At 56.5% G+C, this 23,700-nt stretch carries 23 protein-coding genes; 13 read left to right on the forward strand and 10 right to left on the reverse strand.

What is annotated here, in order from left to right; genetic code table 11:
- Together rplL and ACIQ5B_RS04585 are read left to right on the forward strand one after the other, a co-directional pair.
- A partial coding sequence (gene rplL / locus ACIQ5B_RS04580) for a 50S ribosomal protein L7/L12 (protein ID WP_397597998.1) occupies positions 1–355 on the forward strand: 355 nt, incomplete at its 5' end.
- A 144-nt stretch (positions 356–499) separates the two neighbouring features.
- A complete protein-coding gene (locus tag ACIQ5B_RS04585; protein ID WP_397597999.1) occupies positions 500–1,036 on the forward strand; it encodes an adenine phosphoribosyltransferase in 537 nt (178 codons plus the stop codon).
- A gap of 19 nt (positions 1,037–1,055) precedes the next feature.
- Here the strand turns inward: ACIQ5B_RS04585 and ACIQ5B_RS04590 are convergent, their stop codons facing one another.
- The 4 genes from ACIQ5B_RS04590 to ACIQ5B_RS04605 form a co-directional block, all read right to left on the reverse strand.
- On the reverse strand, positions 1,056–1,799 hold the full coding sequence (locus ACIQ5B_RS04590; RefSeq protein WP_397598000.1) for a class I SAM-dependent methyltransferase: 744 nt from the start codon (positions 1,797–1,799) through the stop codon (positions 1,056–1,058).
- A gap of 12 nt (positions 1,800–1,811) precedes the next feature.
- Entirely contained in the window at positions 1,812–2,276 is a 465-nt protein-coding gene (locus tag ACIQ5B_RS04595) for an acyl-CoA thioesterase (RefSeq protein ID WP_395629261.1), read from the reverse strand.
- 1 nt (position 2,277) lies between these two features.
- Positions 2,278–3,489, reverse strand: coding sequence for an LL-diaminopimelate aminotransferase (locus ACIQ5B_RS04600; RefSeq protein WP_397598001.1), 1,212 nt, complete (start codon positions 3,487–3,489; stop codon positions 2,278–2,280).
- 88 nt (positions 3,490–3,577) lie between these two features.
- Complete coding sequence (locus tag ACIQ5B_RS04605) at positions 3,578–5,422, reverse strand: DEAD/DEAH box helicase (RefSeq protein WP_397598002.1); 1,845 nt, start codon at positions 5,420–5,422, stop codon at positions 3,578–3,580.
- A gap of 80 nt (positions 5,423–5,502) precedes the next feature.
- On the opposite strand from ACIQ5B_RS04605, the gene ACIQ5B_RS04610 reads away from it, so the two are divergent.
- The 5 genes from ACIQ5B_RS04610 to clpS all read left to right on the forward strand — a co-directional run bounded on the left by ACIQ5B_RS04610 (position 5,503) and on the right by clpS (position 10,936).
- On the forward strand, positions 5,503–7,161 hold the full coding sequence (locus ACIQ5B_RS04610) for a PHA/PHB synthase family protein (RefSeq protein WP_397598015.1): 1,659 nt from the start codon (positions 5,503–5,505) through the stop codon (positions 7,159–7,161).
- Between the two features lie 64 nt (positions 7,162–7,225).
- The gene (locus ACIQ5B_RS04615; protein WP_397598003.1) at positions 7,226–8,419 is read left to right on the forward strand and encodes an acyl-CoA dehydrogenase family protein; all 1,194 of its coding nucleotides are present in this window, start codon (positions 7,226–7,228) and stop codon (positions 8,417–8,419) included.
- Positions 8,420–8,530: 111 nt separating this feature from the next.
- Positions 8,531–9,670 (forward strand): acyl-CoA dehydrogenase family protein, encoded by a 1,140-nt coding sequence (locus ACIQ5B_RS04620; protein WP_397598004.1) that lies wholly within the window; start codon positions 8,531–8,533, stop codon positions 9,668–9,670.
- Positions 9,671–9,951: 281 nt separating this feature from the next.
- Entirely contained in the window at positions 9,952–10,389 is a 438-nt protein-coding gene (locus ACIQ5B_RS04625) for a phasin family protein (protein WP_397598005.1), read from the forward strand.
- 217 nt (positions 10,390–10,606) lie between these two features.
- A complete protein-coding gene (clpS, locus tag ACIQ5B_RS04630; protein ID WP_322788758.1) occupies positions 10,607–10,936 on the forward strand; it encodes an ATP-dependent Clp protease adapter ClpS in 330 nt (109 codons plus the stop codon).
- A gap of 9 nt (positions 10,937–10,945) precedes the next feature.
- Here the strand turns inward: clpS and ACIQ5B_RS04635 are convergent, their stop codons facing one another.
- Positions 10,946–12,643, reverse strand: a complete 1,698-nt coding sequence (locus ACIQ5B_RS04635) for an amidohydrolase (RefSeq protein ID WP_397598006.1) — start codon at positions 12,641–12,643, stop codon at positions 10,946–10,948.
- Between the two features lie 86 nt (positions 12,644–12,729).
- Here ACIQ5B_RS04635 and ACIQ5B_RS04640 point away from each other — a divergent pair, with 86 nt between their 5' ends.
- From ACIQ5B_RS04640 to ACIQ5B_RS04655, 4 genes are all read left to right on the forward strand, one after another.
- Entirely contained in the window at positions 12,730–13,455 is a 726-nt protein-coding gene (locus ACIQ5B_RS04640; protein ID WP_397598007.1) for an SDR family NAD(P)-dependent oxidoreductase, read from the forward strand.
- On the forward strand, positions 13,437–14,057 hold the full coding sequence (locus ACIQ5B_RS04645) for a 2-hydroxychromene-2-carboxylate isomerase (RefSeq protein WP_397598008.1): 621 nt from the start codon (positions 13,437–13,439) through the stop codon (positions 14,055–14,057). The genes ACIQ5B_RS04640 and ACIQ5B_RS04645 overlap by 19 nt, the downstream gene beginning before the upstream one ends.
- 50 nt (positions 14,058–14,107) lie before the next feature.
- Positions 14,108–15,388: a UDP-N-acetylglucosamine 1-carboxyvinyltransferase gene (gene murA / locus ACIQ5B_RS04650; protein WP_324479545.1), complete on the forward strand. Its 1,281-nt coding sequence runs from the start codon at positions 14,108–14,110 to the stop codon at positions 15,386–15,388.
- Between the two features lie 77 nt (positions 15,389–15,465).
- The gene (locus ACIQ5B_RS04655; protein ID WP_397598009.1) at positions 15,466–16,098 is read left to right on the forward strand and encodes a LuxR C-terminal-related transcriptional regulator; all 633 of its coding nucleotides are present in this window, start codon (positions 15,466–15,468) and stop codon (positions 16,096–16,098) included.
- Between the two features lie 31 nt (positions 16,099–16,129).
- On the opposite strand, the gene ACIQ5B_RS04660 is transcribed toward ACIQ5B_RS04655, so the two are convergent.
- From ACIQ5B_RS04660 to ACIQ5B_RS04680, 5 genes are all read right to left on the reverse strand, one after another.
- On the reverse strand, positions 16,130–16,357 hold the full coding sequence (locus ACIQ5B_RS04660; protein WP_397598010.1) for a ribbon-helix-helix domain-containing protein: 228 nt from the start codon (positions 16,355–16,357) through the stop codon (positions 16,130–16,132).
- Between the two features lie 13 nt (positions 16,358–16,370).
- The gene (phbB, locus tag ACIQ5B_RS04665; RefSeq protein WP_333569295.1) at positions 16,371–17,093 is read right to left on the reverse strand and encodes an acetoacetyl-CoA reductase; all 723 of its coding nucleotides are present in this window, start codon (positions 17,091–17,093) and stop codon (positions 16,371–16,373) included.
- A 108-nt stretch (positions 17,094–17,201) separates the two neighbouring features.
- On the reverse strand, positions 17,202–18,200 hold the full coding sequence (hemH, locus tag ACIQ5B_RS04670; RefSeq protein WP_397598011.1) for a ferrochelatase: 999 nt from the start codon (positions 18,198–18,200) through the stop codon (positions 17,202–17,204).
- Positions 18,200–20,476 carry a molybdopterin cofactor-binding domain-containing protein gene (locus ACIQ5B_RS04675; RefSeq protein WP_397598012.1) on the reverse strand — a complete coding sequence of 759 codons (2,277 nt, stop codon included), beginning with the start codon at positions 20,474–20,476 and terminating at the stop codon, positions 18,200–18,202. Before ACIQ5B_RS04675 ends, hemH begins: the two co-directional genes overlap by 1 nt.
- Complete coding sequence (locus ACIQ5B_RS04680; protein ID WP_397598013.1) at positions 20,473–21,447, reverse strand: Mrp/NBP35 family ATP-binding protein; 975 nt, start codon at positions 21,445–21,447, stop codon at positions 20,473–20,475. Before ACIQ5B_RS04680 ends, ACIQ5B_RS04675 begins: the two co-directional genes overlap by 4 nt.
- Positions 21,448–21,518: 71 nt before the next feature.
- Here ACIQ5B_RS04680 and hflK point away from each other — a divergent pair, with 71 nt between their 5' ends.
- Complete coding sequence (gene hflK / locus ACIQ5B_RS04685; RefSeq protein WP_397598014.1) at positions 21,519–22,640, forward strand: protease modulator HflK; 1,122 nt, start codon at positions 21,519–21,521, stop codon at positions 22,638–22,640.
- A complete protein-coding gene (gene hflC, locus ACIQ5B_RS04690; protein ID WP_395628266.1) occupies positions 22,640–23,482 on the forward strand; it encodes a protease modulator HflC in 843 nt (280 codons plus the stop codon). The genes hflK and hflC overlap by 1 nt, the downstream gene beginning before the upstream one ends.
- Positions 23,483–23,700 lie beyond the last annotated feature (218 nt).

Consider the following 23,700-nt stretch of genomic DNA (forward strand, 5'->3'; position numbering starts at 1 on the left):
GCTCGTAGACCAACTTTCGGCATTGACCGTTCTTGAAGCGGCTGAACTTGCTAAGGCTTTGGAAGAAAAGTGGGGCGTTAGCGCCGCTGCTGCTGTTGCTGTTGCTGCACCTGCTGGTGCCGCTGCACCAGCTGCTGAAGAGCAGACTGAATTTGACGTTATCTTGACCGGCGACGGCGGCAACAAGATTGCAGTCATCAAGGAAGTCCGTGCGATCACCAACCTTGGTCTGACCGAAGCAAAGGCTCTTGTTGAGGCCGCTCCAAAGGCACTCAAGGAAGGCGTAAACAAGGCAGAAGCCGAAGACATCAAGGCGAAGATCCTTGCAGCCGGCGGAACCGTCGAACTGAAGTAATTCGGTTTCCCTTAAGGGATATAAAATGGGGCGGCCTAGCAATAGGCTGCCCCTTTTTTATGGCCGCGCGTTCGGCATCAATAAACACAAAGGTTCCGGCCCTTTTCTTTTGAAAATCCTGAGGGTTGCGGGCAGTCATGACGCATGAATAGCAACGCCGATCTCGCCGCCCTGATTCGCAACATTCCGGATTATCCCAAACCGGGTATCATGTTCCGCGACGTCTCCAGCCTGCTACTCGACGCAGACGGCTATCGCATGACCATTGACCGGCTCGCGGCGCTGGTGGACCCGGATACGCAGCTTGTCGCTGGTATTGAGGCACGTGGCTTTATCGTGGCGTCTGCTCTGGCATATGTGCTGGGCCTTGGCCAATTGATGCTGCGTAAGCCCGGTAAACTGCCGGGCGAGAAAATCGGCACGGATTACACGCTCGAATATGGCACCGACCGCATTGAAATGCATGTCGGCCATGTGCAGCCTGACCAGAAAGTGCTGCTGGTCGACGATTTGATTGCCACGGGTGGCACGGCCCTCGCTGGCGTTGACTTAATCCAGCAAGGCGGCGGCAGGGTTGAACAAGCTTTGTTCATCGTTGACCTGCCTGACCTTGGCGGCGCGGCCAAGTTGCGCGCCCAAGGCGTTCGGGTCGGATCGCTGATAGGTTTTGACGGCGATTAAGCGCACCGAAATTTTTGGTTTAGTTTTGCGGATAGCGCGACGCGCATGTCTTAATTTTTGACGGCTCAGGCCGCTTCCCGCTGACTTCAAAGCGGGCGATATATCCACCCAATTTCAATTGCTCGGTAAAGCCGGTCAAACGATAGCCCACGGCATCAAATTCGCAGAACAGCAGTTTTGGCGGAATACCATGTTGGGCGGTGGGACGATCGCGATCTACAACAATGACCTGTCCGCCCTTGGCGAGCGCAGGCCGCATGCGCCATAGGAACGCGTAGGGCTCGGCTATTTCGTGGTACATGTGCACCATGAAAATGCGGTCAAAGCTGTTTTCTGGCAAGCGGGGATCATCCAGAGCGCCTTCCTTGATGGCAACATTATCGAGCTGTTCGCGTGTGACCCGCGCGCCCAGTCGGTCAAGCGCATCCCGATTGATATCCTGCGCAAGCACGCGCCCTTTTGGGCCAACGCGGTCCGCAAGGCGGATGGTGTAATAGCCCTCGCCGGCCCCGATATCCGCCACTGTGGTCCCAAGCTGAATCCCGGCCCAATCCATCACGAATTCGGCCTCACCGGCTTCATCACGTGCGGCCTCAGTCGAAAATTCGGTATCACCCGCTGTGGAGACTAGACGTTCCGCGCGCGGGAATGCTTCCGCACTCTCGCTTCGTTCGTCTGCGGTGCCCGCTGGCGAGCAGCCGCTCACAAATAGCAGTGGAACCGCGATGATGGCCAGAAAGCTCAAACGGGCGTTCGTGCGCATGCCCAACCCGTCTTACGCGTCGGCCATTACAGCTGCTGGGGTAGCAGCCTGTTGATCGAACTTCTGGAAAACATCCTTCACCCAATGTGGCAAGGGAATGGGGCGATGCGTGTCAAGGTCGACATGCACGCTGACAAGATCAACTGTTGCGCGCAAATCGTCTGAGCCATCTTCGGTAATGCCATGGATTTCGACGATTTGGGTCATGCTCGTCCGCCCAGTCGCAACCGTTCGCGCCATAACCTCAATAAGCTCGTCCGGCTTGATCGGCGCAAACCATGTGACGGTCGCCTTTTTGACATGAAACTCCAAAGGCGCGCCATCGGCATAATCGCGGAATTTCGCCTCGCGCCAATATTCGGTCACCGCAACATCGGCATAATCCAGATAGCGCGCGTTAAAAACGACGCCCTGCGCGTCCGTCTCTGACCAGCGCACGCGGAAACGGTGATGGAAAGCAAACTCGCTCCGCGCCATGTCAGATTGCCTTTGATTGGCCAGGGGTGTTGACCCCCATCGATTGCAGATAACGCTTCACGTTACGTGCGGCCTGACGCAGGCGATGCTCGTTTTCAACCATAGCGATGCGGACATAGCCTTCACCGTCTTCGCCATATCCCACGCCCGGCGCGACCGCGACCTTTGCTTCGGTCAGCAGCTGTTTGGAAAACTCAAGGCTCCCCAAATGCGCAAGCGCAGGTGGCAATGGTGCCCATGCGAACATCGACGCCTTTGGTGCGGGAATATCCCATCCAGCACGGCCAAATGCCTCCACAAGGATATCGCGGCGCTTGTGATAGAGCTGACGATTTTGTTCAACGATGTCTTGCGGGCCATTTAATGCAGCGCACGCCGCCGCCTGAATGGGCGTAAATGCCCCATAATCGAGGTAGCTTTTGACGCGCGTCATCGCAGCTATCAGTTCGCGGTTGCCCACGGCAAAACCGATACGCCATCCTGCCATCGAATAGGTTTTGGACAATGACGTGAATTCAACGGCCACATCCTTGCCGCCCTTCACCTGCAAAATCGACGGGGTCGGGTTGCCGTCAAAATACAGTTCCGAATAAGCAAGATCGGACAATATCCAGACCTTGTTGTCTTTCGCCCAAGCCACCAATCGTTCGTAAAAAGCCAGATCAACGGTTTCTGCAGTCGGGTTCGACGGATAGTTGACGACCAATATCGAAGGCCGCGGCACTGTAAACGCCATGGCGCGCTCCAGCGACCGGAAATAATTTTCATCAGGCGTCGTGGGGACTGACCGAATGGTCGCGCCCGCGATGATGAAACCGAACGTGTGGATCGGGTAGCTTGGGTTCGGCGCCAATACGACGTCACCCGGCGCAGTGATAGCGGTTGCAAGGCTTGCGAGCCCCTCTTTCGAACCCATTGTCACGACAACTTCGGTTTCGGGATCAACATCAACCCCAAAGCGGCGCGCGTAATAATTGGCCTGCGCCTTACGGAGGCCGGGAATACCTCTGGAAGCCGAATAGCCATGGGCATCGGGCTTTTGCGCGACTTCGCACAGTTTTTCGATGACATGCGGTGGCGGGGGCAAATCAGGATTGCCCATGCCCAGATCGATAATGTCCTCTCCCGCACCACGGGCCGCCGCACGCATCGCATTAACTTCAGCGATAACATAAGGTGGCAGACGCTTGATGCGGTAGAATTCTTCGGACATTGGCTCCCGTTTCCGGTTAGTTGTTTACAGAGCCACCCTCATGCGCGAAGTTTTCGCGCATTTCCAGAAAAAGCTTTCGGTCCGCGGATTAGCGCGGCCGATTGCCTTTCGCCTTGTGCCGCACGCCATGCTTTGACGGCGGTGGCCCATCATTGCGGAATGGACGTACACCGTCACGGCTGGATCCGCCACGTGGACCGCCGCGTGGCGGGCCATCACCGCGCGGTCCATCGCCACGTGGATTGACGCCCAATTGGGGACGTTGCGGGCGGCCACCATCGCGGCCCCCATCGCGACCTCTGTCACGACCCATGCGCTTGTTTTCACGCGCAGCTTCACGTGGCGGGCCACTGGCTTGCACGATCTCAACATCATTGTCTTCTTCATGCCCCGGCTGCGCGATTGCTTTGGCAAATTTTGCAACAGCGGCAGCAGCGATACCCACATGGGTTTCGTTCGCAGCAATCCGGATGGCACCAATGTCGTTCTTGGTCACACCGCCGCGGCGGCACAGCAGCGGCAATATCCATTTTGGATCTGCGTTGTTGCGGCGGCCTACGTTCAGCTTAAACCAAACAGAATCGTCAAATCCTGCGCGATGGTCATCACGTGGACGTTCGCGCGTGCCGTCATCCAGCATGTCTTCTGCCTGTGGCATTTTGGCGCGATGCACACGAACAAGTGCGGCGGCGATGTCTTCAGCCGACATCGTTTCGAGCAGCTTTGCACCCAACGCACGATCTTCGTCTTCAACTTCAACGGGTGTCAAAAGTGTTTCGAGAAGACGTTCATGGTCCTTGGCGCGGATATCTGCGGCAGTCGGGACTTTAATCCAGTCTGCTTCAATCTTCGCGCCGCGCAACATCGATTCAACGCGCTTGCGGCGCTGATAGGGCACGATGAGAACGGCAGTCCCCTTACGACCCGCACGGCCGGTGCGTCCGGACCTGTGCTGAAGCCCCTCGGCATCGCGCGGCAATTCAACGTGGACCACCAATGACAGGTTGGGCAAATCGATACCGCGGGCGGCAACGTCGGTGGCAACGCATACACGGGCGCGGCGGTCACGCAGCGCCTGAAGCGCGTGATTGCGCTCGGACTGCGAATGTTCACCCGACAGCGCAACCACATTGAAGCCGCGCTCGGTCAGACTGGCATGCAGGCGGCGCACATTTTCGCGCGTCGCGCAGAACAGGATAGCCGTTTCGGCCTCATGCAGACGCAGCAAGTTCACAACCGCGTTCTCAATGTCCGGTGGAGCGACCGTTACAACCTGATAGCTGATGTCGCCATGGCCGCGGTCTTCACCGACGGTGGAGATGCGCAGGGCGTCTTGTTGGTAACGCTTGGCCAGCGACACGATTGGTTTCGGCATCGTGGCCGAGAAAAGCAAAGTGCGGCGGCCTTCGGGCGTCGCGTTCAATATTTCTTCGAGTTCCTCGCGGAAACCCATGTCGAGCATTTCATCCGCTTCGTCGAGAATCGCGACCTTCAAAGCGGAAAGGTCAAGTGCGCCACGCTCCAAGTGATCGCGCAAACGGCCGGGGGTTCCGACGACGATTTGTGCGCCTTGATTCAGCGTGCGGCGCTCTTTCGACGCGTCCATGCCGCCAACGCAGGTAGCAATGCGGACGCCAGCCTTGGCATATAGCCACATGAGTTCGCGGCTGACCTGCAAGGCCAGTTCGCGCGTTGGTGCGATGATGAGTGCGGCGGGTTCGCGCGCAAGGCTGACCAGTCCACCATCAAGGATTTGCGGTGCCATGGCCAAGCCAAAAGCAACGGTTTTGCCTGATCCAGTCTGGGCCGACACGACAAGGTCGCGGCCGTCGGCCTCAGCTGTCATGACAGCAGATTGAACAGGGGTTAAAGCAGTATAGCCACGAGCGGTGAGCGCTTCATCAAGAAGCGGGGGAAGATTTTCAAACGTCATTATGGCGCGCCTTTGCGCCCTTTTTTACCTAATGTCCATGCTGCGCCGCACAACAAAACAATCTTCGACAATTTTGTGACATTTGTTATGCATTGAATATGGCCGATTCACCGAAATTCCCCCCCTTCTTGGATCTCGACCAATTCGCCAAAATGCTTGAGGGTTCGGCAGCCTCTGCGGCTGACCCAATGAGGGCATATCGCGCCGCGATGGACGCGTGGGGGACGATACTTGCGCCACTGGCCAAGGCCGGTCGCGGCAACGTTGACCCGTCGGATCACCGCTTTGCTGCACCTGAATGGGAACATCCCGTTTTCGACCTGATGCGTCAGGGATATCAGGTGATGTCTGACTATATGCTAGGCGCGGCTGACCAGCTGGATGGCGTCGCCGATAGTGACAAAGCAAAAATGGGCTTTGCTGTGCGTAGCATAATAGAGGCTATGAGCCCCGCAAATTCGCCCTTCACCAACCCCGTCGCACTACAACGGGCGATAGAGACCAACGGCGCAAGCCTGATGGCGGGCATGCAGAACCTGATGACAGATTTGCAACGCGGTCAGCTGACGCACACTGATTCCTCTGCCTTTAGGCTGGGTGAAAACATCGCGGCAACGCCGGGCAAGGTAGTGCATCAAACGCCGCTATACCAGCTGATCCAATATGACGCGGCGACCCCGGACGTGTTGGCAACGCCGCTGATTATCTTTCCGCCATGGATAAACCGCTTCTACATTCTCGATCTGACAGCGGAAAAAAGTTTCATCAAATATTGCGTTGACCAAGGCATCACCGTTTTTGTCGTGTCTTGGAAATCTGCTGATAGCTCGATGAAGGACATCATCTGGGACGATTATATCGCGGCGCAGATTGATGCGATCGATACCGTACGCGACGGCCTTGGCGTGCCAGATGTGCATGCGATAGGATATTGTGTTGCAGGAACGACCTTGGCAGCGACGCTTGCCGTGCTCGCCGCAACAGGCGGTGCCGACAAGGTGCGCAGCGCGACATTCTTTACCGCGCAAGTCGATTTCAGCACGGGCGGCGAGCTGCTGAATTTCATCGACGATAACCAGATCGCGATGGTCGAAACGTTGAGTGCGCCGCATGGCTATTTGGACGGTCGCTTCCTTGCGCTGACGTTCAACATGCTGCGCGGCAAGGACCTGATTTGGTCGACGGTCGTCAAAAATTATTTGCTGGGTGAAGATTACCCTGCGTTCGATTTGCTGCACTGGAATGGCGACGTCACCAATCTCCCCGCAAAATGGCATAAGGCCTATCTCGCGGACCTCTATCGCGATAACCGTCTGGTTGATCCGGATAGTCTATCTGCGCTGGGTACGCCGATTGATTTGCGTCGCGTGCAAACGCCTTCTTTTATTCAGGCCGGACGTGAAGACCACATCGCGCCTGCCGAAAGCGTGTGGAAGCTGCAGGAACACTTTAGCGGCCCGGTCAAATTCCTATTGGCCGGCAGCGGACATATTGCGGGTGTGGTGAACCCTCCGGCGCAAAACAAATATCAATATTGGACCAACGAAGGCACCGCAGGCTCGCTCGAAGAATTCATCGACGGCGCCACCGAAACCAAGGGCAGCTGGTGGCCCGATTGGCTTGTTTGGCTGCTGGACAAGGGTGATGCAAAAGTCCCTGCACAGGGTGCACGCATAGCCGGTGAAGGCGCGTTGAAGGCGCTGGAATCTGCCCCGGGAAGCTATGTAAAAGCGCGATGAGATTCAGTTGACGTTTACGTAAACGTTCACTAGTTCTGATTCAGCTTTTTTTAGGAGAATCGTGATGCAATTGGAATTTAGTCCCGAAGAAATCGCCTTCCAACAGGAAGTGCGCACATTCATCGCCGAAAATTATCCCGAGAATCTCCGTTCGGTGCAAGATGAAGGGCATGATCTTTCGAAAGAAGATTTTCTGTCATGGCATCGCATCCTTGCGAAAAAAGGCTGGATCGCACCAGCATGGCCTGTCGAATATGGCGGCACTGGCTGGACCGCAACGCAACGCTTCATCTGGTCCGAAGAGCTCGCCGCTGCGGATTGCGTCGGCACCATGCCATTCGGCCTATCGATGGTCGGACCCGTCATCTACACCTTCGGCACGCCGGAACAAAAAGCCCGCTTCCTGCCTGGCATCTTGTCCGGCGACGATTGGTGGTGCCAAGGGTATTCGGAACCTGGCGCAGGTTCGGACCTTGCTTCACTGCGTACAAAGGCCGTCCGCGATGGCGACCATTATGTTGTGAATGGTCAAAAGACATGGACCACAATGGCGCAACATGCTGACTGGGGCTTCTTCCTCGTCCGCACCGATTCCGATGCCAAGGCGCAGGAAGGCATTAGCTTCCTTCTTATCGACATGAAGACGCCTGGCGTAACTGTTCGCCCAATCATCACCTTGGGCGGCGAGCATGAAGTCAACGAAGTATGGTTGGAAGACGTCCGCGTACCCGTTGAAAACCGCGTCTATGAAGAAAACAAGGGCTGGACCTGCGCCAAGTTCTTGCTGGCGCATGAGCGTACCGGCATTGCCGCCGTTGCCCGTTCGAAGCGTGGCGTTGAGAAGATCAAAGCGATTGCACGCACAGAGCAGGACGGTGACCGTCCATTGATCGCCAACCCATTTTTCAAGCGTAAGATTTCGGAACTTGAAATCGATCTGACCGCGTTGGAATTCACCGAACTGCGTAGCCTTGCGGGCGAAGCAGCGGGCAAGGGCCCTGGCCCTGAATCCAGCTTGCTGAAAATCAAGGGCTCTGAAATCCAGCAACGGATCACCGAACTCGCATTGGAAGCAGTCGGCCATTATGGCGCGCCCTATTTCCGCGGATTTGGCGAAGGCGACAACGAACATCCAATTGGTCCGGATTACGCGCATCGCGCTGCTCCGACCTATTTCAACACCCGCAAGACGACGATTTACGGTGGCTCCAACGAGATCCAACGCAACATCATCGCCAAGATGGTGCTGGGTATTTAATCTAACATTTTGCCGTCACCCTGAACGCGTTTCAGGGTCTTAATGCGCATCGTTGACATTAAGATGCTGAAACAAGTTCAGCATGACGGACCACTGGACAGGATAATTATAATGGATTTCAGCTACACCGAAACGCAGGACATGATCCGCGAAACCCTGAGCCGCTTTCTGGCGGACACATATGACTTTGACAGCCGCAACAAGATGATTGCCAGCGCCAGCGGACGTGACGCCGGCATTTGGAAGGCACTGGCGCAAGATCTCGGCATGCTTGGTGCATCATTTAGCGAAGCCCATGGCGGACTTGGCGGCGGCCACCTCGAAAATGCTTTGATCATGGAAGAATTGGGCAAGGTCATCGCGATCGAACCTTATCTACAGACGGTCGTTCTTGGCGGTGGTGCGTTGAAGGCTGTTGGCGGCGCGATTGCCGATGCCGTCATTCCAGAAATCATTGGTGGCAACGTCATCATCGCATTTGCCTATGCGGAACCACAGGGTCGCTATAATCTTGCGAACATTCGCACGACCGCGAAAAAAGACGGCGCAGGCTATGTGTTGAACGGCCATAAGGGTGTGGTTTACGCCGCCCCTTGGGCAACACATTTGCTGGTCACCGCCCGCACCGGCGGTTCAGGCAGCGAAGCCAATGGCGTGTCGCTGTTCCTGATTGACGCAAATAGCGCTGGCATCGTCCGCCGCGACTATCCCACCGTTGATGGGTTCCAGGCTTCTGAAGTCTATTTTGAAAATGTTGCGATCCCCGGTGACGCGTTGTTGGGTGATGAGGGCGCTGGCCTTCCGCTGATCGAGCGCATTGTTGACGAAGCAACGGTTTCCGTCTGTGCAGAAGCCTGCGGTGTTACCGCCAAGTTGCATTCGGATACGCTGGAATATGCGCGTCAGCGCAACCAGTTCGGTCAGCCCATTTCGCGCTTCCAAGTATTGCAGCACCGCATGGTCGATATGTTCATGGAAGTTGAACAGTCAAAATCCATGACCACAATGGCTACCCTGAAGCTCGATTTGCCAGCGGCAGAGCGTATGGCTGCGGTATCGGCATGTAAGGCGAAGGTATCGCGCGCCGCGAAGTTCGTGGGCCAAAGCGCCATTCAAACGCATGGCGGCATCGGCATCACGCAGGAACTGGCCATCGGTCATTTCTTCAAGCGCGCGACGATGATCGAAAGCCAATTTGGTTCGGCTGACCATCATTATGAGCGTTTTGAACGCCTGACATTGGCGGATTAACGCGCCAATTCAACTTATTGTGCAGTGCAACATTTTTGTTGACAGTGCGTGCACGAATCTTTATTGTGCACTGCAACACAACAGAAATGGTGCACGCCATGGTACGCAAATTAGCAGCTACGTCTTCGACTAAAACCGTTGAACCAACGGCGTCGAAGGCTGCGCCTGCGAAAGCTACACCAAGCACCGTTGCAAAGAAGAAGGTTGCGAAACCTGCTGCTTTACCGGCCAAGAAAGCCGTGTCTGTTGGATCTGAACCGATTGCTCAAGGAGTGACGAATATGACTGACACTGTAAAAGCCACCGCTGAAAAGGCGACCGAGTTTTTCGCTGACGTGCGTGAAAAGGCAAGCGAAGCGACTGAAAAAGGCAAGAAGTTCGCGGCTGAAGCCGTTGAATTCAACAAAGCCAACGTCGAAGCCATCGTTGAAGCCGGCAAGATCGTTGCCAAGGGCGCTCAGGAAATGGGCAAGACCAACATCGAATTCGCCAAGAAGAACTTCGAAGATGTTCAGATTGCGGTGAAAGAATTGACTGCCGTCAAAACGCCAACCGATTTCGTGAAGCTGCAGGGTGAACTTGCACGCAAGGGCTTTGACACTGCAGTAGCGCAGGGTTCGAAGAACACAGAAGCGATGGTCAAGCTGGTAAACGAAATGTTCCAGCCGATTTCGAACCGCATCGCGGTAACGACTGAGCTTTTCAAGAAAGCTGCATAAGTTTTCCGAGGTCATTGCGCTGGTGCATTTCGCGTCCGCTGCCTTCTCTCTCTCCTCCTTATGGTGGTGGGCAACCGAGACACGCTAGCGCAATCATAAAAGAGCCGTCCTTTCCCCTGCGGAAAGGGCGGTTTCTTTTTAGCCGATGGAAATTGATATGGAACAGGGGTTGCACAGGCACCCTACCCTGACCTATTTTAGAGTGATGCAGATCCACATGGCACATGATGACGACGACAAATCAGGGGGCACACCCGGCGTCGGCCTTGCCACGCGTACGCGGCCAAAGACCCAAAAGCCCAGCCTGTATAAAGTCCTGCTGCTCAACGACGATTATACGCCGATGGAGTTCGTCGTTCATGTGTTGAAGGCATTTTTTCAGATGGACACAGATCAGGCCACCCGCGTGATGCTACATGTCCATCAAAAAGGCGTCGGCGTGTGCGGCATCTTCACTTATGAAGTTGCCGAAACCAAGGTGACTCAGGTCATGGACTTCGCCCAAAAAAATCAGCACCCGCTGCAATGTACGTTGGAAAAAGACTAGGGTCTGGACCTATGGTTCGCGCGGCGAACCCAACGACCCATATATTGTTTTGCCATCTTTAATCGTCGCAACCACTTTGATGCTGTATATGTTGGCCGCGTCCACCGTCAGCGGGTTTCCGTCCAGAACAACAAGATCCGCACGCTTCCCGGGCGATAGGCTGCCTTTGTCCCCGTCCTCTCCGATTTGCCACGCGGCATTGATCGTCACTTGTTGCAACGCGCGATAGGGCGATATCCGCTCCATTGGCCCCAATATATCGCCGCTTTGCGTCAGCCGGTTCACCGATGACCAGACCAGCCGCATCATGTCGGGCGGCACAACCGGGGAATCATTATGCGCCGTCGGGCGCAGCCCCAGTGCCCAGCCCGTTGCCTGTGGCGAGATAAAATCAGCGCGCTTGGGCCCAAGGGCTACATCGCGGTGCCAGTCGCCCCAATAATAAGTATGGTTGGCAAAAAAGCTGGGCTGGATATCCAGCGCCTTCATATCCTTTAGCTGATCCAGTTGAACCACTTGATTGTGAATGGCGATGGTGCGTTTACCTGCTAGACCGTTATCCCGGACCCCGTCGATCAAGGCCTGCGCCGCGGCATCGCCGTTGACATGGACAAACACCTGCCAGCCATTTTGTGCGGCATCCGCCAGTTTGCCGTTGAACAATTTCAGATCAATCGCCGGATAACCGGCATAGCCCTCTTTCTGGCCATGTGGTGGGATGGGTACCGGGTCTTTTAACCACGCCGTCCGTCCCTGCGGCGAACCATCAAGCGTCAATTTAATGCCGCCAATGCGCAAATGCCCGCCCGCTGGATAGGGCTTGCCAATCCGCGCACGCACCGCCGCGGGCCAGTCACGTTCAAAAGAGGTCAGCGCCACGACATCAATCGGGAATAGCCCGCGCTTGTCGGCCTCATCCATCGCTGCCCAGCTTTCCGGCATGATCCGTCCGTCCTGCCCGGTGGTGATACCGTTGGCGGCATAGATTTTGGCACCCGTCACCAGCGGCGCAATGCTGGCATCCAAGCTGGGCGGTGTCAGCACCTTCAACACGGGATAGAGCGCCGTTTCCTCCAGCACGCCATTGGGCGTTTTGCCATCGGCCTCACGCCGGATTACTCCACCCTGCGGGTTCGGCGTTTCTGGGGTATAGCCAACCAGTTTCAGCATAGGCGAATTCATCGCCGCAAAATGCCCGCTGACATGCAGTATCAGAATCGGAACATTGCTGGAAACCGCATCCAGATCCGCCCGTGTCGGATGGCGCCGTTCGGCCAGTTGCGAGTCGTCATAGCCATTGCCGATAATCAGCGGCATGCCATCGGGACGTGAATATTGGCGCAGCGCGTCCTGCAACTCTGCGATCGATGTAACGATCCCAACCGGCGGTGGTTGCAATTGCGCCATCGCTGCATTCTGCCCGACATAGCCCATATGCCCATGCGCATCGATAAATCCGGGCAGAACGGTGCGCCCTTTCAGGTCCACCAATTCGACCTTTTTGGCGGCAGCTTTTTTGACCGTGGCGAGCGTGCCAAGCGCGGCGATTTTGCCGTTGCGCAGCAATATGGCCTCAACAAACTCCGGCTGATTGCCAGCCATGGTGAGTATCGACCCGCCCGTTAGGATGACGTCCGTCGTTTGCGCTGGGGCCGCAGCCAATAGCAACGGTGCAAATGCGCACAGCAGGCCATATTTCAAACGCATTATTCTCTCTCCCAAGACTTTATCGGCCGACTATCGGTTGCAAATTCCGGGCTGGCAAGCCATCCAATCATGCAAGGAGAAATAATATGGCAGCAGCATTGATCGTTGGCGCAGGTGACGCAACGGGCGGCGCGATAGCAAAGGCTTTTGCCCGCGAAGGTTACACCGCTTGTGTCAACCGGCGCGCCCGCAATGCGGACCAGCTGGAAGAATTGGTAAAGTCCATTCATGCCGAAGGCTATGCTGCCCGCGCCTATCCCGCAGACGCGCGTATCGAAGAAGAAGTCGTGGCAATGGTCGACGCGATTGAACGCGATGTGGGCCCGATTGAGGTTGCCGTGTTCAACATCGGCGCCAATGTGAACTTCTCAATTCTGGATATGACTTCCCAAGTCTATCGCAAGGTCTGGGAAATGGCGGCCTTTGCGGGTTTTCTGATGGGACGCGAGGCGGCACGCCGGATGGTTGAGCGCCAGTCGGGAACAATCATTTTCACCGGCGCAACTGCCAGCATCCGCGGCGGAAGCGGCTTTTCGGCCTTTTCCGGTGCAAAAGGCGCGCTGCGCATGCTGGCGCAGTCAATGGCGCGCGAACTTGGGCCGAAGAATATTCACGTCGCGCATGTCATCATTGATGGCGGCATTGACACCGCCTTTATCAGGGGCATTCACCCCAATTTCGAAGCGGCCAAGGCGGCTGACGGCGTGTTGTCGCCTGATGCGATTGCGCTGCAATATGTGGCATTACACAAGCAACACCGAAGCGCGTGGACGCATGAGATGGATTTACGGCCATGGACGGAGAATTTTTGATGACCAAAAGCTTCCAATTTCTGTTCGATTTCGGCGGACCCAACAGCTATCTCACGCACAAGATGCTGCCCGATATCTGCGCGCGTACGGGCGCTGAAGCGGTCTATATCCCCATTTCGCTGGGGGGACTGTTCAAGCTCACGAACAACCAAGCACCGTTCATGCGCTATGCGGAGACGCCTGCAAAACGCAATTATGAGATGCTGGAATTCGACCGCTTCGTCAAAGCACATGCGCTGCCGTTCAAAATGAACCCGCGCTTCCCTATCAATTCACTGCAACTGATGCGTGGCGCTGTTGCCGCGCAGCATCTGGGCTGCTTTGCGCCTTATGTGGACGCAGTGATGGCGGCGATGTGGGAAGACGGCGCGGACATGGGCGATGCACAGGTTGTCGCTTCGGTTCTGGATGCAGCGGGCCTCGACAGTGCAGCATTGCTCGCCAAGGCCGAGGATCCGGCGGTGAAAGCAGAATTGATCGCGAATACCGAAGATGCCGCCAAACGCGGGGCATTTGGCGTCCCGACATTTTTTGTCGGCGACGACATATATTGGGGCAAAGAACGATTGGGTCAGCTTGAGATTGCACTCACGACGTCGTGACTTCCAATTCCTAAGTTGCGCCGCAATCGATTCCCGCTAAATACCCTGCGATGGATAAGATAATCGTACGCGGCGGCAATACGCTCAAGGGCAAGATTCCCATTTCAGGCGCAAAGAACAGCGCATTGACGCTGATACCCTGCGCGTTGCTGACCGACGAGCCGCTGACCTTGCGCAATTTGCCGCGCTTGGCCGACATTGACGGTTTTCAGCATTTGATGAACCAGTTCGGTATTTCGACGACGGTTGCCGGATCACGCCCCGAAGATTTCGGCCGCGTAATGACGCTCGAAGCGACGCGTATCACCACAAACATCGCGCCCTATGACCTCGTCCGCAAAATGCGCGCGTCGATTCTGGTTTTGGGCCCCATGCTTGCCCGCGCGGGCGAAGCGACTGTGTCGCTGCCCGGCGGATGCGCCATTGGCAACCGGCCAATCGACCTTCACCTAAAAGCGCTGGAAGCCTTTGGCGTCGAAATTGAAGTTGCAGCAGGATATGTGAAGGCGGTCGCCAAAAAAGGCATTCCCGGCGGGACCTATACTTTCCCTGTCGTGTCCGTGGGCGCGACCGAAAATGCATTGATGGCGGCCAGCCTCGCGAAGGGCACATGTGTTCTGCACAATGCCGCGCGCGAGCCAGAAATCGTCGATTTGTGCAATTTGCTTGTCGCGATGGGCGCGCAGATTGAAGGCATCGGCACATCCGACCTGATCATTCATGGCAAAGACCGTCTGCATGGCGCGACATACCGCGTTATGAGCGACCGGATCGAAGCGGGCAGCTATGCCTGCGCCGCAGCCATTACCGGCGGCGATATTGAACTTGTCGGCGCCAAGGCGAGCGAAATGGACGCAACGCTGGATGCGCTGCGCCAATCAGGCGTCACCGTAGAAGAAACGGCAGGCGGGATCCGCATCGCGTCCGATGGCAAATTAAAGCCGCTGACGATTTCAACCGCGCCATATCCCGGCTTTGCGACCGATATGCAGGCACAGTTTATGGCCATGCTGTGCATGGCGGACGGCGCAAGTGTCCTGACCGAAACGATTTTCGAGAACCGGTACATGCACGTGCCCGAACTCAACCGTATGGGCGCGCATATCGAAACCAAGGGCCGTACCGCCATTGTCCACGGTGTGAAGAAAATGACGGGCGCGCCTGTGATGGCAACCGATTTGAGAGCCTCTATGAGCCTCGTGATCGCTGGCTTGGTCGCAGAGGGCGAAACGCATGTGAGCCGTCTTTACCACCTCGACAGAGGCTATGAGCGGCTAGAAGAAAAGCTTCAACTTGTCGGCGCGGATGTTGAGCGGGTGGGCTCAGACTAACGAGCGCCATTCGAATCGGAGCGTCGCATTCAAGGAACAGTTGCCACATTGATATTTTTGCGGCATCTCTCATCAAAGTGAAATCGAATGTGAATCCGAAGCCAAGCCAAGCCACGCGTCATCCAGTTTTGGATTCGATCCGCTTTAGCCCCATCGCAACCGTCGTCAGCGACCCCACCAAGCCAGACAATCCCCTGATTGCGGTGAATGCGGCTTTTTGTGCGCTAACCGGCTATGCAGAAGACGAAGTCATCGGTCGCAACTGCCGTTTCTTGCGCGGTCCGGACACCGAAAATGGCCAGACGGAAAAGCTGCGCTCGGCAGTGCAAGGGCAACATTCTGCACTGGCAGAACTCATTAACTACCGGAAAGACGGATCCCCCTTTCGCAACGCGGTGATGATCGCGCCATTGTTCGACAATGATGGGAATCTTGAACTGTTCGTCGGGTCCCAAATCGAAGTGCTACCCGAAGAGGAGAGCATTGGGCTGGTGCGGCAACAACAGGCTGCACAGATTGTTGACCGACTTTCGCCCCGCCAACGCGAGATTTTGCAGCAGATGGCCCGTGGTTTCCGGACAAAGCAGATTGCCTATCGATTGTCCTTAAGCGAAAAAACGGTTCAGATGCACCGCATGCTGATGTTCAAGAAACTGTCGACGTCGAATGCGGCAGATGCCGTCCGCATAGCCGTCGAAGCGGGGCTTTAACCGACCGGACAGGCCGATGTGACCGAACCCTTTATGCGTTCGCCATCACCCACAATCGAATCGCACTCGCCAACCCGCAGGGCGTGCCTGATTCCAGACGCTCAACATCGATTTGCGCGACCAGCGCATTGACGGGCAAATCCTTTTGCTCGGCAGCCCGTTTTAACGCGTCCCAGAAAAGCGGTTCCAGACTGATGGAGGTTTGGTGCCCCGCCAACGTCATGCTGCGCTTTACGGGCGGATGATAAATGTCGCTCACCCGCCGACGACCATCAATACATGTGCTGGCCACCGTTGATCGACAAAGTCGAACCGGTGATGAAGCCTGCATTGTCGCTCGTCAAAAATTCGACGCCGCGGGCGATTTCGTCGGGTTGACCCAATCGGCCAACCGGGATTTGCGCGACAATCTTTTCCATCACATTTTCCGGGATGGTCGACAGCATTTCGGTGCCGATATAGCCCGGCGCGATCGCATTGGCGGTCACGCCATAACGCGCACCTTCAGCGGCAAGCGACTTGGTAAAGCCATGGATGCCTGATTTTGCGGCCGCGTAATTCACCTGACCAATTTGGCCGCCCTGACCGTTGACTGAGCCGATGTTCACGATGCGGCCCCATTTGCGTTCGCGCATGCCGGCAAAGACCGCCTTGGCCATGTTGAAACATCCGGTCAGGTCGACGCGGATCACTTCGTCCCATTGTTCAAATGTCATCTTCATCATCGTCGCATCGCGGGTGATGCCCGCGTTGTTGACCATGATGTCGATCGGTCCGAACTCCGCCTCAATCGCCGCGCAGGCATCCAGACAGCTTTGATGATCGCCCACGTCCCATTTCCGCACTGCAATGCCGGTGCGTTCTGAGAAAGCCTTCGCAGCCGCGTCATTGCCACCATAGTTGGCGATGACCATCCGGCCTTTTTCCTGAAGCTTCAAACAGATCGCTTCGCCAATACCTCTGGTTCCACCTGTAACCACCGCAATTCGTGACATGCATTGCTCTCCTCATCGCTATTTCCACCATGATTAATGGACAAGGGCACAAGTGCAAGTTGCCGTAAACGTTAGCACAAAAAAGCCGCAGCCACGCTGTGCCAACGATTAGATCCAGCCCGCGAGTTCCTGCGCGATAATCTGTTCAAGCATATCCATGCCGATATCGCTGTCGTTCAAGCACGGCAGATAGGCATAATGTGTGCCGCCCGCTTCTTCGAACTGCTCATGCCCTTGCATCGCGAGCTCTTCGAGCGTTTCGAGGCAATCGACCGAAAAGCCCGGTGCAAAGATCGCGACTTTCTTCGTCCCCTCGCGCGCAAGCTTCATCAGGGTGTCGTCCGTGGCGGGTTCAAGCCATTTTGCCCGCCCAAAACGCGATTGGAAACTCACAACAAGCGCGCGGCCCATGGCTTCCGACAGAAGCCGTGCGGTTTTTTGGCAATGACAATGATAGGGATCGCCTAAATGGAGCGTCCGTTCCGGCATCCCGTGGAAACTGATCACAAGCGCGTCGGGTACGAAATCCAGTTTCGCAAGCGACGCTTCAATCGACGACTTCAACGCGCCGATATAGCGTGCATCATCATGATACGCCGGCAGCGTCCGGATCGCCGGATGCCATCGCATGGCGGTGAGCGTGGCATATGCCTCATCAAGCACAGTACCCGTCGTCGCCCCCGAATATTGCGGATATAATGGCGCAATCAAAATCCGGTTGCACCCCGCCGCTTTCATCGCGGCCAGTTGGTCAGCGACGGACGGATTGCCATAACGCATGGCGTACCGCACATCGGCGATCCCTTCCATACGCGCCTGCAACGCTTCCGCCTGCCCGGCTGTGAAAAATGCGAGCGGCGATCCTTTTTCGGTCCATACCTTGGCATATGCCTGCGCGGATTTTTGCGGACGGGTGTTCAAAATGATGCCGCGCAAAATCGGTTGCCACAGCAAAGGCGGAATTTCGACAACGCGTCGATCCGACAAAAACTGTTTCAAATAGCGCTTCACCGCTGACGTCGTCGGTGCGTCTGGCGTACCCAGATTCACCAGCAGGACGCCGACTTTGGGCGTCGCTACGGGTGGGTGGTCAATTGGTAAGGTCATTATAGTCCCCGGGACAGCAATGGAAGTTCACGCAAACGTATTCCGGCTGCGGAGAATAAAGCGTTTGCAAGTGCGGGGGCAACTGGCGGCACCCCAAGTTCAGTGACACCACCCGGCGCCGCATCGCTGCGCGCAAATTCAACGGTGATTTCCGGCACGTCGGCCAATTTCGGCAAGTCCACATCACGCAGACGGCGGGCGGTTGGCAGGCCGTCCTGAAATTCGGTTGTGGAACCCAAGGCTTGCGCCAATCCAAACACAATGCCGCCCTCAATCTGCTGGCGCGCGAGATCGGGATTAATGAGCCGCCCGCAATCCGCCATCGCATGAATACGGTCGACACGCACGCCCGTTTCGCTGGTACGCGCCGTTACAATAACGGCAATGTGGCTGCCGCGCATGCTGTGACAAGCGATGCCGCGTCCGCTGCCTGAGCCGCCCCCGTCCCATCCCGCCATATTGGCGACGCCCGTCAGGCATCGGGCAAGCCGCGTTTGGCCGACAAGCATTTGCATGCGAAACGACAAGGGCTCGACGCCAGCTTTTTGGGCAAGTTCGTCAATGAAACCTTCGACGAAGAAGCAGTTGTAGCTGTTGGCAAGGCTGCGCCACGGCCCGGTTGGCACCGGCATGCGCACGGGGAAATGGTCAATCGTCAGATTGGGAATGGCATATGGTATCTCCGCACCGCGCAACGCCAGCGCATCAAATTCGCCTGCGGACGCCTTGCGCGCTGCGTCAACGCTTTGCCCATCGATCCGGTTTGCAAGCTCACGCATGCTGGATGCGGCGGCCACCCGCACGCTCATGGCGGTTACTGCGCCGTCGGCATTTATCGCGGCGGATAAACGGCCCAGCGCCGGTGTGCGGACATGATCCCGCAGGAAATCTTCAGGACGCGACCAGACCAGTTGCACCGGCCGGCCCACTTCCTTGGCAATGACCGCGACTTGCGCGGCGATCACATTGTCAAAATTGCGGTCGAAACTTCCGCCCGCCATGACGGGGTAGAGAACGACATCATTTACATCGATGCCAATGGCGTTTGCTGCGGCAACGCGCGCGGCCTGAGGCGCTTGCGATGCGATCCATAATTGCAGACGACCATTGCGATAATCCGCCGTCGCTGAACGTGTTTCAATAGGGGCGTGCACCGCCGCACCCACCGAATAGTCGGCTTTAAAAATGCGCGTTGCAGTCTCGGGTGCCATTGCAGCGTCAACGTCGCCTGATTTGAAGGCACGGAAGCCGGGGCCTTTGGCGATGGCGTCGCTGAGCGACTGACCGATTTTCTGGCTGTCCGCCAAGCCACCTTTTGTCGCAAAGACGGGCTTCATCGCATCGAGCGCGGTGTTGGCTGCCCACCAGTTGCTTGCCACTGCGGCAACCCAGCTTTTGGTCCGCGCCACGTGCACCACGCCGCGCATTTTCAGCGCCGCTTTTGTGTTGGCAGATTTCAACCTACTGTCGCCCGCAGGACCGCCCCGGACCGACGCGTAAAGCATATCGGGCAAACGAATGTCACCCGCAAAGCTTGCGCTACCATCCACCTTGGCAGACAGATCGAGCCGCGGCGCGTCACGGCCCGAAAGGCGGTTGCGCGGCGAAGAATTCAGCGGAATCGGCGATGGCAGCGCGAGTTCTGATGCTTCGATGACAAGATCAGCAAATGCGAGGCGCCTCTTTCCAAAGACCACAAAGCCGCGGTCCGTTTGGCACTGTTCCCATGAAATGTCCCAGCGCGCTGCCGCGGCCTGACACAAGACCGCCCGGGCCGCTGCGCCAGCTTCACGGCATGGCTGTTCAAATTGCCTTATGGAAGATGATCCGCCGGTCACCACAAAGACGTCGCGTCTCGCGCGTTCATTGATGCCGCTGGCAACGGGGCCGCCCTCTGCGTTGAGCGAGAGGTTTTCGGGCATGAATGCCGGGGCCCACTCGCGCGCCAATAATGTGTTTGCGAATATCGGACTTGGCGGCACTGGTTGCACTGCCACCGACCGCCAGTCAGCGCCAAGCTCTCCGGCGACAATCTGCGCCAATGCCGTATACACGCCTTGGCCAGACTCGCTTTGTGGAACGCCCACGACGATTTTGCCGTCCTCGGCTATTTTAAGCCATGGTCCGAAAAGATGCTCGCCCTCTACCGTCCGTAAATTGGGCGTATAGCGGCGTGGCCACAGGCCCCAAGCCACAAGCAAGCCGACGCCAGCGCCGCCACCAATGAGCAGCTTTCGGCGGCTAATGCCTTCGCTTGCCCCTGCGTCTTCCGTCATGCAGGCGCGGCCTTTGGCGCATCCACCCATGCGGACACTTGCCGGGCAATCGCGGCATAGGCATCGCTAATGGGGCCTTCATCCAATGCCGGCGGATTGCCCGTATCGCTTGCCATGCGGATTTTGATATCCAACGGAATGCGACCCAAGAACGGAATGCCCAGTTCCTTTGCAGCGGCTTCCGCTCCGCCGGAACCAAAAGGATCACTCATTTCGCCGCAATGTGGGCAGAGGTAACCTGCCATATTTTCAACGAGCCCAATGATCGGGACTTTCGCGGTGTCAAAAAAGCTGATGGCGCGGGTGGCGTCAATCAACGCCAAATCCTGCGGCGTGGAAATGATCACGGCACCGACGGGCTTGTGCTTTTGGATCATCGACAACTGGATATCACCGGTACCCGGCGGCATATCGACCACGATGTCGCGCACATCACCCCATTTGGCATCGACAAGCTGCGACAGGGCATTGCCCGCCATCGGGCCACGCCACGCAATGGCCTGGCCCGGATTGACCAACTGGCCCATCGACAGGAAAGGCACGCCGCCAGCGCCCATTACGGGTATCATATTCTTGCCTTCGGCTTCAGGCTTCACGCCCTCAACACCCATCAAACGTGGTTGTGATGGACCGTAGATATCGGCATCAACCAGCCCGACCGATCGGCCGTTCCGCGCCATGGCGATGGCAAGGTTCGTCGACAGCGTTGATTTACCCACGCCACCTTTGCCGCTGGCCACAGCGATCAAGCGCGGCGTAATCCGCTCCGCCGTCAACATGATCCGAACCGACGTCGCCCCTGCGCGTTCAACGGCGCTGCGAACATCGGCCTCCATTTGCGCGCGCGCATCCGCGTTCAATCCCGACACATCGAGCATAAGCGAAACCGCGCCATCGGTGATTTTCAAACCGCTCGCGCGTGCGCCGGCAACGGTAGAAATTATATGAGAAAAATGTTCAATATTTGGCATATCATGCCGAATAGATTCAGAATTGCGGGATTGACACTGTTTTTCTGAAAAACCGCTACTACATAGACTTTATGAGCAAAAAAATTGACGAGCAGGGGTCACATATTTTGGCGATAGAAGGCAAAGGACCGTGGGATTCAGACGATTCCCACGACACCGGTACATCCGGTAACGCAAATGAAAAAGGTGGCCGATCAAAGCCTGATCCGGTTAATCCGTGGGACCCGACACCGGAAGGTGCGGCGAAACAATCGCGGACCCGTGGCCCGTCACTGGAAGAATTGCTGCGCCGCAAAGGCGGTGGCTTTGGTGGTCTTCCGCAACGGCCGGATGGCAAAAGCTGGTGGCCGATTATCGCCGGTGGCTTTCTCGTGCTCTGGCTCGCTTGGTCAACGATCCACCGGATTGGCCCGGAACAAGAGGGCGTTGTAACCCAGCTTGGCAAATTTGCCCGCACGGTGCAGCCCGGCATTCGTTTCACGCTGCCCTCGCCCATTGAGAGTATCACCAAAGTTGATACCAAACAGATCCAGACGACCTCCATCGGTTCGCCCAAGGCAAGCAGCGAAAATCTGGTCCTAACCAAAGACCAGAGTATCATCGATATGGCCTATGACGTCCGCTGGTCGATCAAGAGCCCATCGCTATATCTGTTTCAACTCGACAGCCCTGAAGGCACCGTCAAGGAAGTCGCGGAAAGCGCCATGCGCGCCGCCGTTGCCAATTTTGATCTGACCCAAGCCATTGGCCCCGGCCGTGGCGCAATCGAATTGGAAGTGCGCCGCCGCATGCAGCAGATATTGGACGAATATCGCTCTGGTGTGTTGGTGCAAAGCATTTCGATCCGTCAGTCAGACCCACCGGCGGAAGTGAATGATGCATTCCGCGAAGTAAACGCAGCGCAACAACGCCGCGAAAGCTATCTGAACGATGCCCGTGCTTATGCCAGCCGCGTTACCGAGTTGGCCTTGGGTGAAACTGCCGAGTTTGACAAAATCTATGTGCAATATCGTGAAGCGCCCGAAGTCACCAAAAGGCGGCTATATTATGAAACAATGGAGCAGGTGCTTGGCAAGGTCGACAAGACGATTGTCGAAACCGGTGGCGTGACGCCATACCTTCCGCTCCCTGAATTTCAGAAAAAGGCCGCGCAAAAGGCTGAACCCGTTGTTGTGACAGGAAAAAAGCAATGATGACGAATATCATCAGAAACCCGATTTATCTGGCATTGATTGGTATCGGTGCGCTCATTTTGTGGAGCATGTCGGTCACCATCGTCCCCGAAACACAACAAGCGATTATCAGCAGCTACGGCAAGGTTGACCGCGTTGTGAACAAATATCGTCCGAACGAACGATTTGGCGAAACGCGCGCGGGCCTCACCTTCCGCATCCCTTTTGTTGAACAAATCCAGATTGTCGACAAGCGCGTGTTGAGCGTCGAAATGGATCAGCAGGAAGTGCTTTCCACGGACCAGCTGCGTCTGCAAGTCGACGCTTTTGCCCGGTTCCGCATCACGCAACCGGATGTCATGTATCGGACCATCCGTACCGAAGATCGCCTGCGCGAGCAGTTGAAGACAATATTGGGCTCATCGCTTCGCAACGAATTGGGCAAGCGCACCTTTGTTGCCTTGCTGAGTGCCGAGCGCGGCGAAGTTATGGAAAATATCCAGACAGCGTTGAACCGCGAAGCCAAGAAATATGGCGCTGAAGTCATTGATGTCCGCATTAAGCGCGCGGATTTGCCCGCAGCAACGTTGCAGTCGGCCTATAACCGGATGCGCAGCGCGCGTAATCAGGAAGCGATTGCGATTGATGCCGAGGGCCAGAAAGAAGCGCAGATTATCCGCGCAGACGCCGAAGCCGAAGCCGCACGCATCTATGCCATAAGCTATGGCAAGGATCCGGGTTTCTACGACTTCTATCGCGCCATGCAGAGCTATCGCCAGACTTTCCAAAATGGCGAAGGATCAAGCAACATCATCTTGTCGCCGCAAAACGCGTATCTTGAGAAATTCCGTACCGGGCGTTAGTCGAACGACGGATGACTTTGGCCAATTGGATGGCATCCATTCAATTGGCGTTAAGCTTTACCACGCCATCGAATGGCGGACTTTCGGGCCTGCTGCCCAGATGAATATACGAGAGGAATGATATCCGTGCGTTACGCTTATGCAGTTACCACCGCGCTTTTAATGACAGGTGCCGCCGTAGCTTTGGTCAACGACAATCCCGTGACCGCGCAAACCGG

Source organism: Sphingorhabdus sp. (assembly GCF_044374345.1).
Taxonomy (GTDB): domain Bacteria; phylum Pseudomonadota; class Alphaproteobacteria; order Sphingomonadales; family Sphingomonadaceae; genus Sphingorhabdus_B.

Bases quoted from the DNA above. Each gene is read 5' to 3' on its own strand.
- murA (WP_324479545.1), top strand. From the start codon at position 14,108: ATGGATAAGATAATCGTACGCGGCGGCAATACGCTCAAGGGCAAGATT.
- ACIQ5B_RS04590 (WP_397598000.1), bottom strand. From the start codon at position 1,799: ATGCGCACGAACGCCCGTTTGAGCTTTCTGGCCATCATCGCGGTTCCA.
- ACIQ5B_RS04680 (WP_397598013.1), bottom strand. From the start codon at position 21,447: ATGCCAAATATTGAACATTTTTCTCATATAATTTCTACCGTTGCCGGC.
- ACIQ5B_RS04605 (WP_397598002.1), bottom strand. From the start codon at position 5,422: ATGACGTTTGAAAATCTTCCCCCGCTTCTTGATGAAGCGCTCACCGCT.
- hflC (WP_395628266.1), top strand. From the start codon at position 22,640: ATGACGAATATCATCAGAAACCCGATTTATCTGGCATTGATTGGTATC.
- ACIQ5B_RS04595 (WP_395629261.1), bottom strand. From the start codon at position 2,276: ATGGCGCGGAGCGAGTTTGCTTTCCATCACCGTTTCCGCGTGCGCTGG.
- hemH (WP_397598011.1), bottom strand. From the start codon at position 18,200: ATGACCTTACCAATTGACCACCCACCCGTAGCGACGCCCAAAGTCGGC.
- ACIQ5B_RS04620 (WP_397598004.1), top strand. From the start codon at position 8,531: ATGGATTTCAGCTACACCGAAACGCAGGACATGATCCGCGAAACCCTG.
- clpS (WP_322788758.1), top strand. From the start codon at position 10,607: ATGGCACATGATGACGACGACAAATCAGGGGGCACACCCGGCGTCGGC.
- ACIQ5B_RS04635 (WP_397598006.1), bottom strand. From the start codon at position 12,643: ATGCGTTTGAAATATGGCCTGCTGTGCGCATTTGCACCGTTGCTATTG.
- ACIQ5B_RS04625 (WP_397598005.1), top strand. From the start codon at position 9,952: ATGACTGACACTGTAAAAGCCACCGCTGAAAAGGCGACCGAGTTTTTC.
- hflK (WP_397598014.1), top strand. From the start codon at position 21,519: ATGAGCAAAAAAATTGACGAGCAGGGGTCACATATTTTGGCGATAGAA.
- phbB (WP_333569295.1), bottom strand. From the start codon at position 17,093: ATGTCACGAATTGCGGTGGTTACAGGTGGAACCAGAGGTATTGGCGAA.
- ACIQ5B_RS04585 (WP_397597999.1), top strand. From the start codon at position 500: ATGAATAGCAACGCCGATCTCGCCGCCCTGATTCGCAACATTCCGGAT.
- ACIQ5B_RS04675 (WP_397598012.1), bottom strand. From the start codon at position 20,476: ATGACGGAAGACGCAGGGGCAAGCGAAGGCATTAGCCGCCGAAAGCTG.
- ACIQ5B_RS04645 (WP_397598008.1), top strand. From the start codon at position 13,437: ATGGACGGAGAATTTTTGATGACCAAAAGCTTCCAATTTCTGTTCGAT.
- ACIQ5B_RS04640 (WP_397598007.1), top strand. From the start codon at position 12,730: ATGGCAGCAGCATTGATCGTTGGCGCAGGTGACGCAACGGGCGGCGCG.
- ACIQ5B_RS04615 (WP_397598003.1), top strand. From the start codon at position 7,226: ATGCAATTGGAATTTAGTCCCGAAGAAATCGCCTTCCAACAGGAAGTG.
- ACIQ5B_RS04600 (WP_397598001.1), bottom strand. From the start codon at position 3,489: ATGTCCGAAGAATTCTACCGCATCAAGCGTCTGCCACCTTATGTTATC.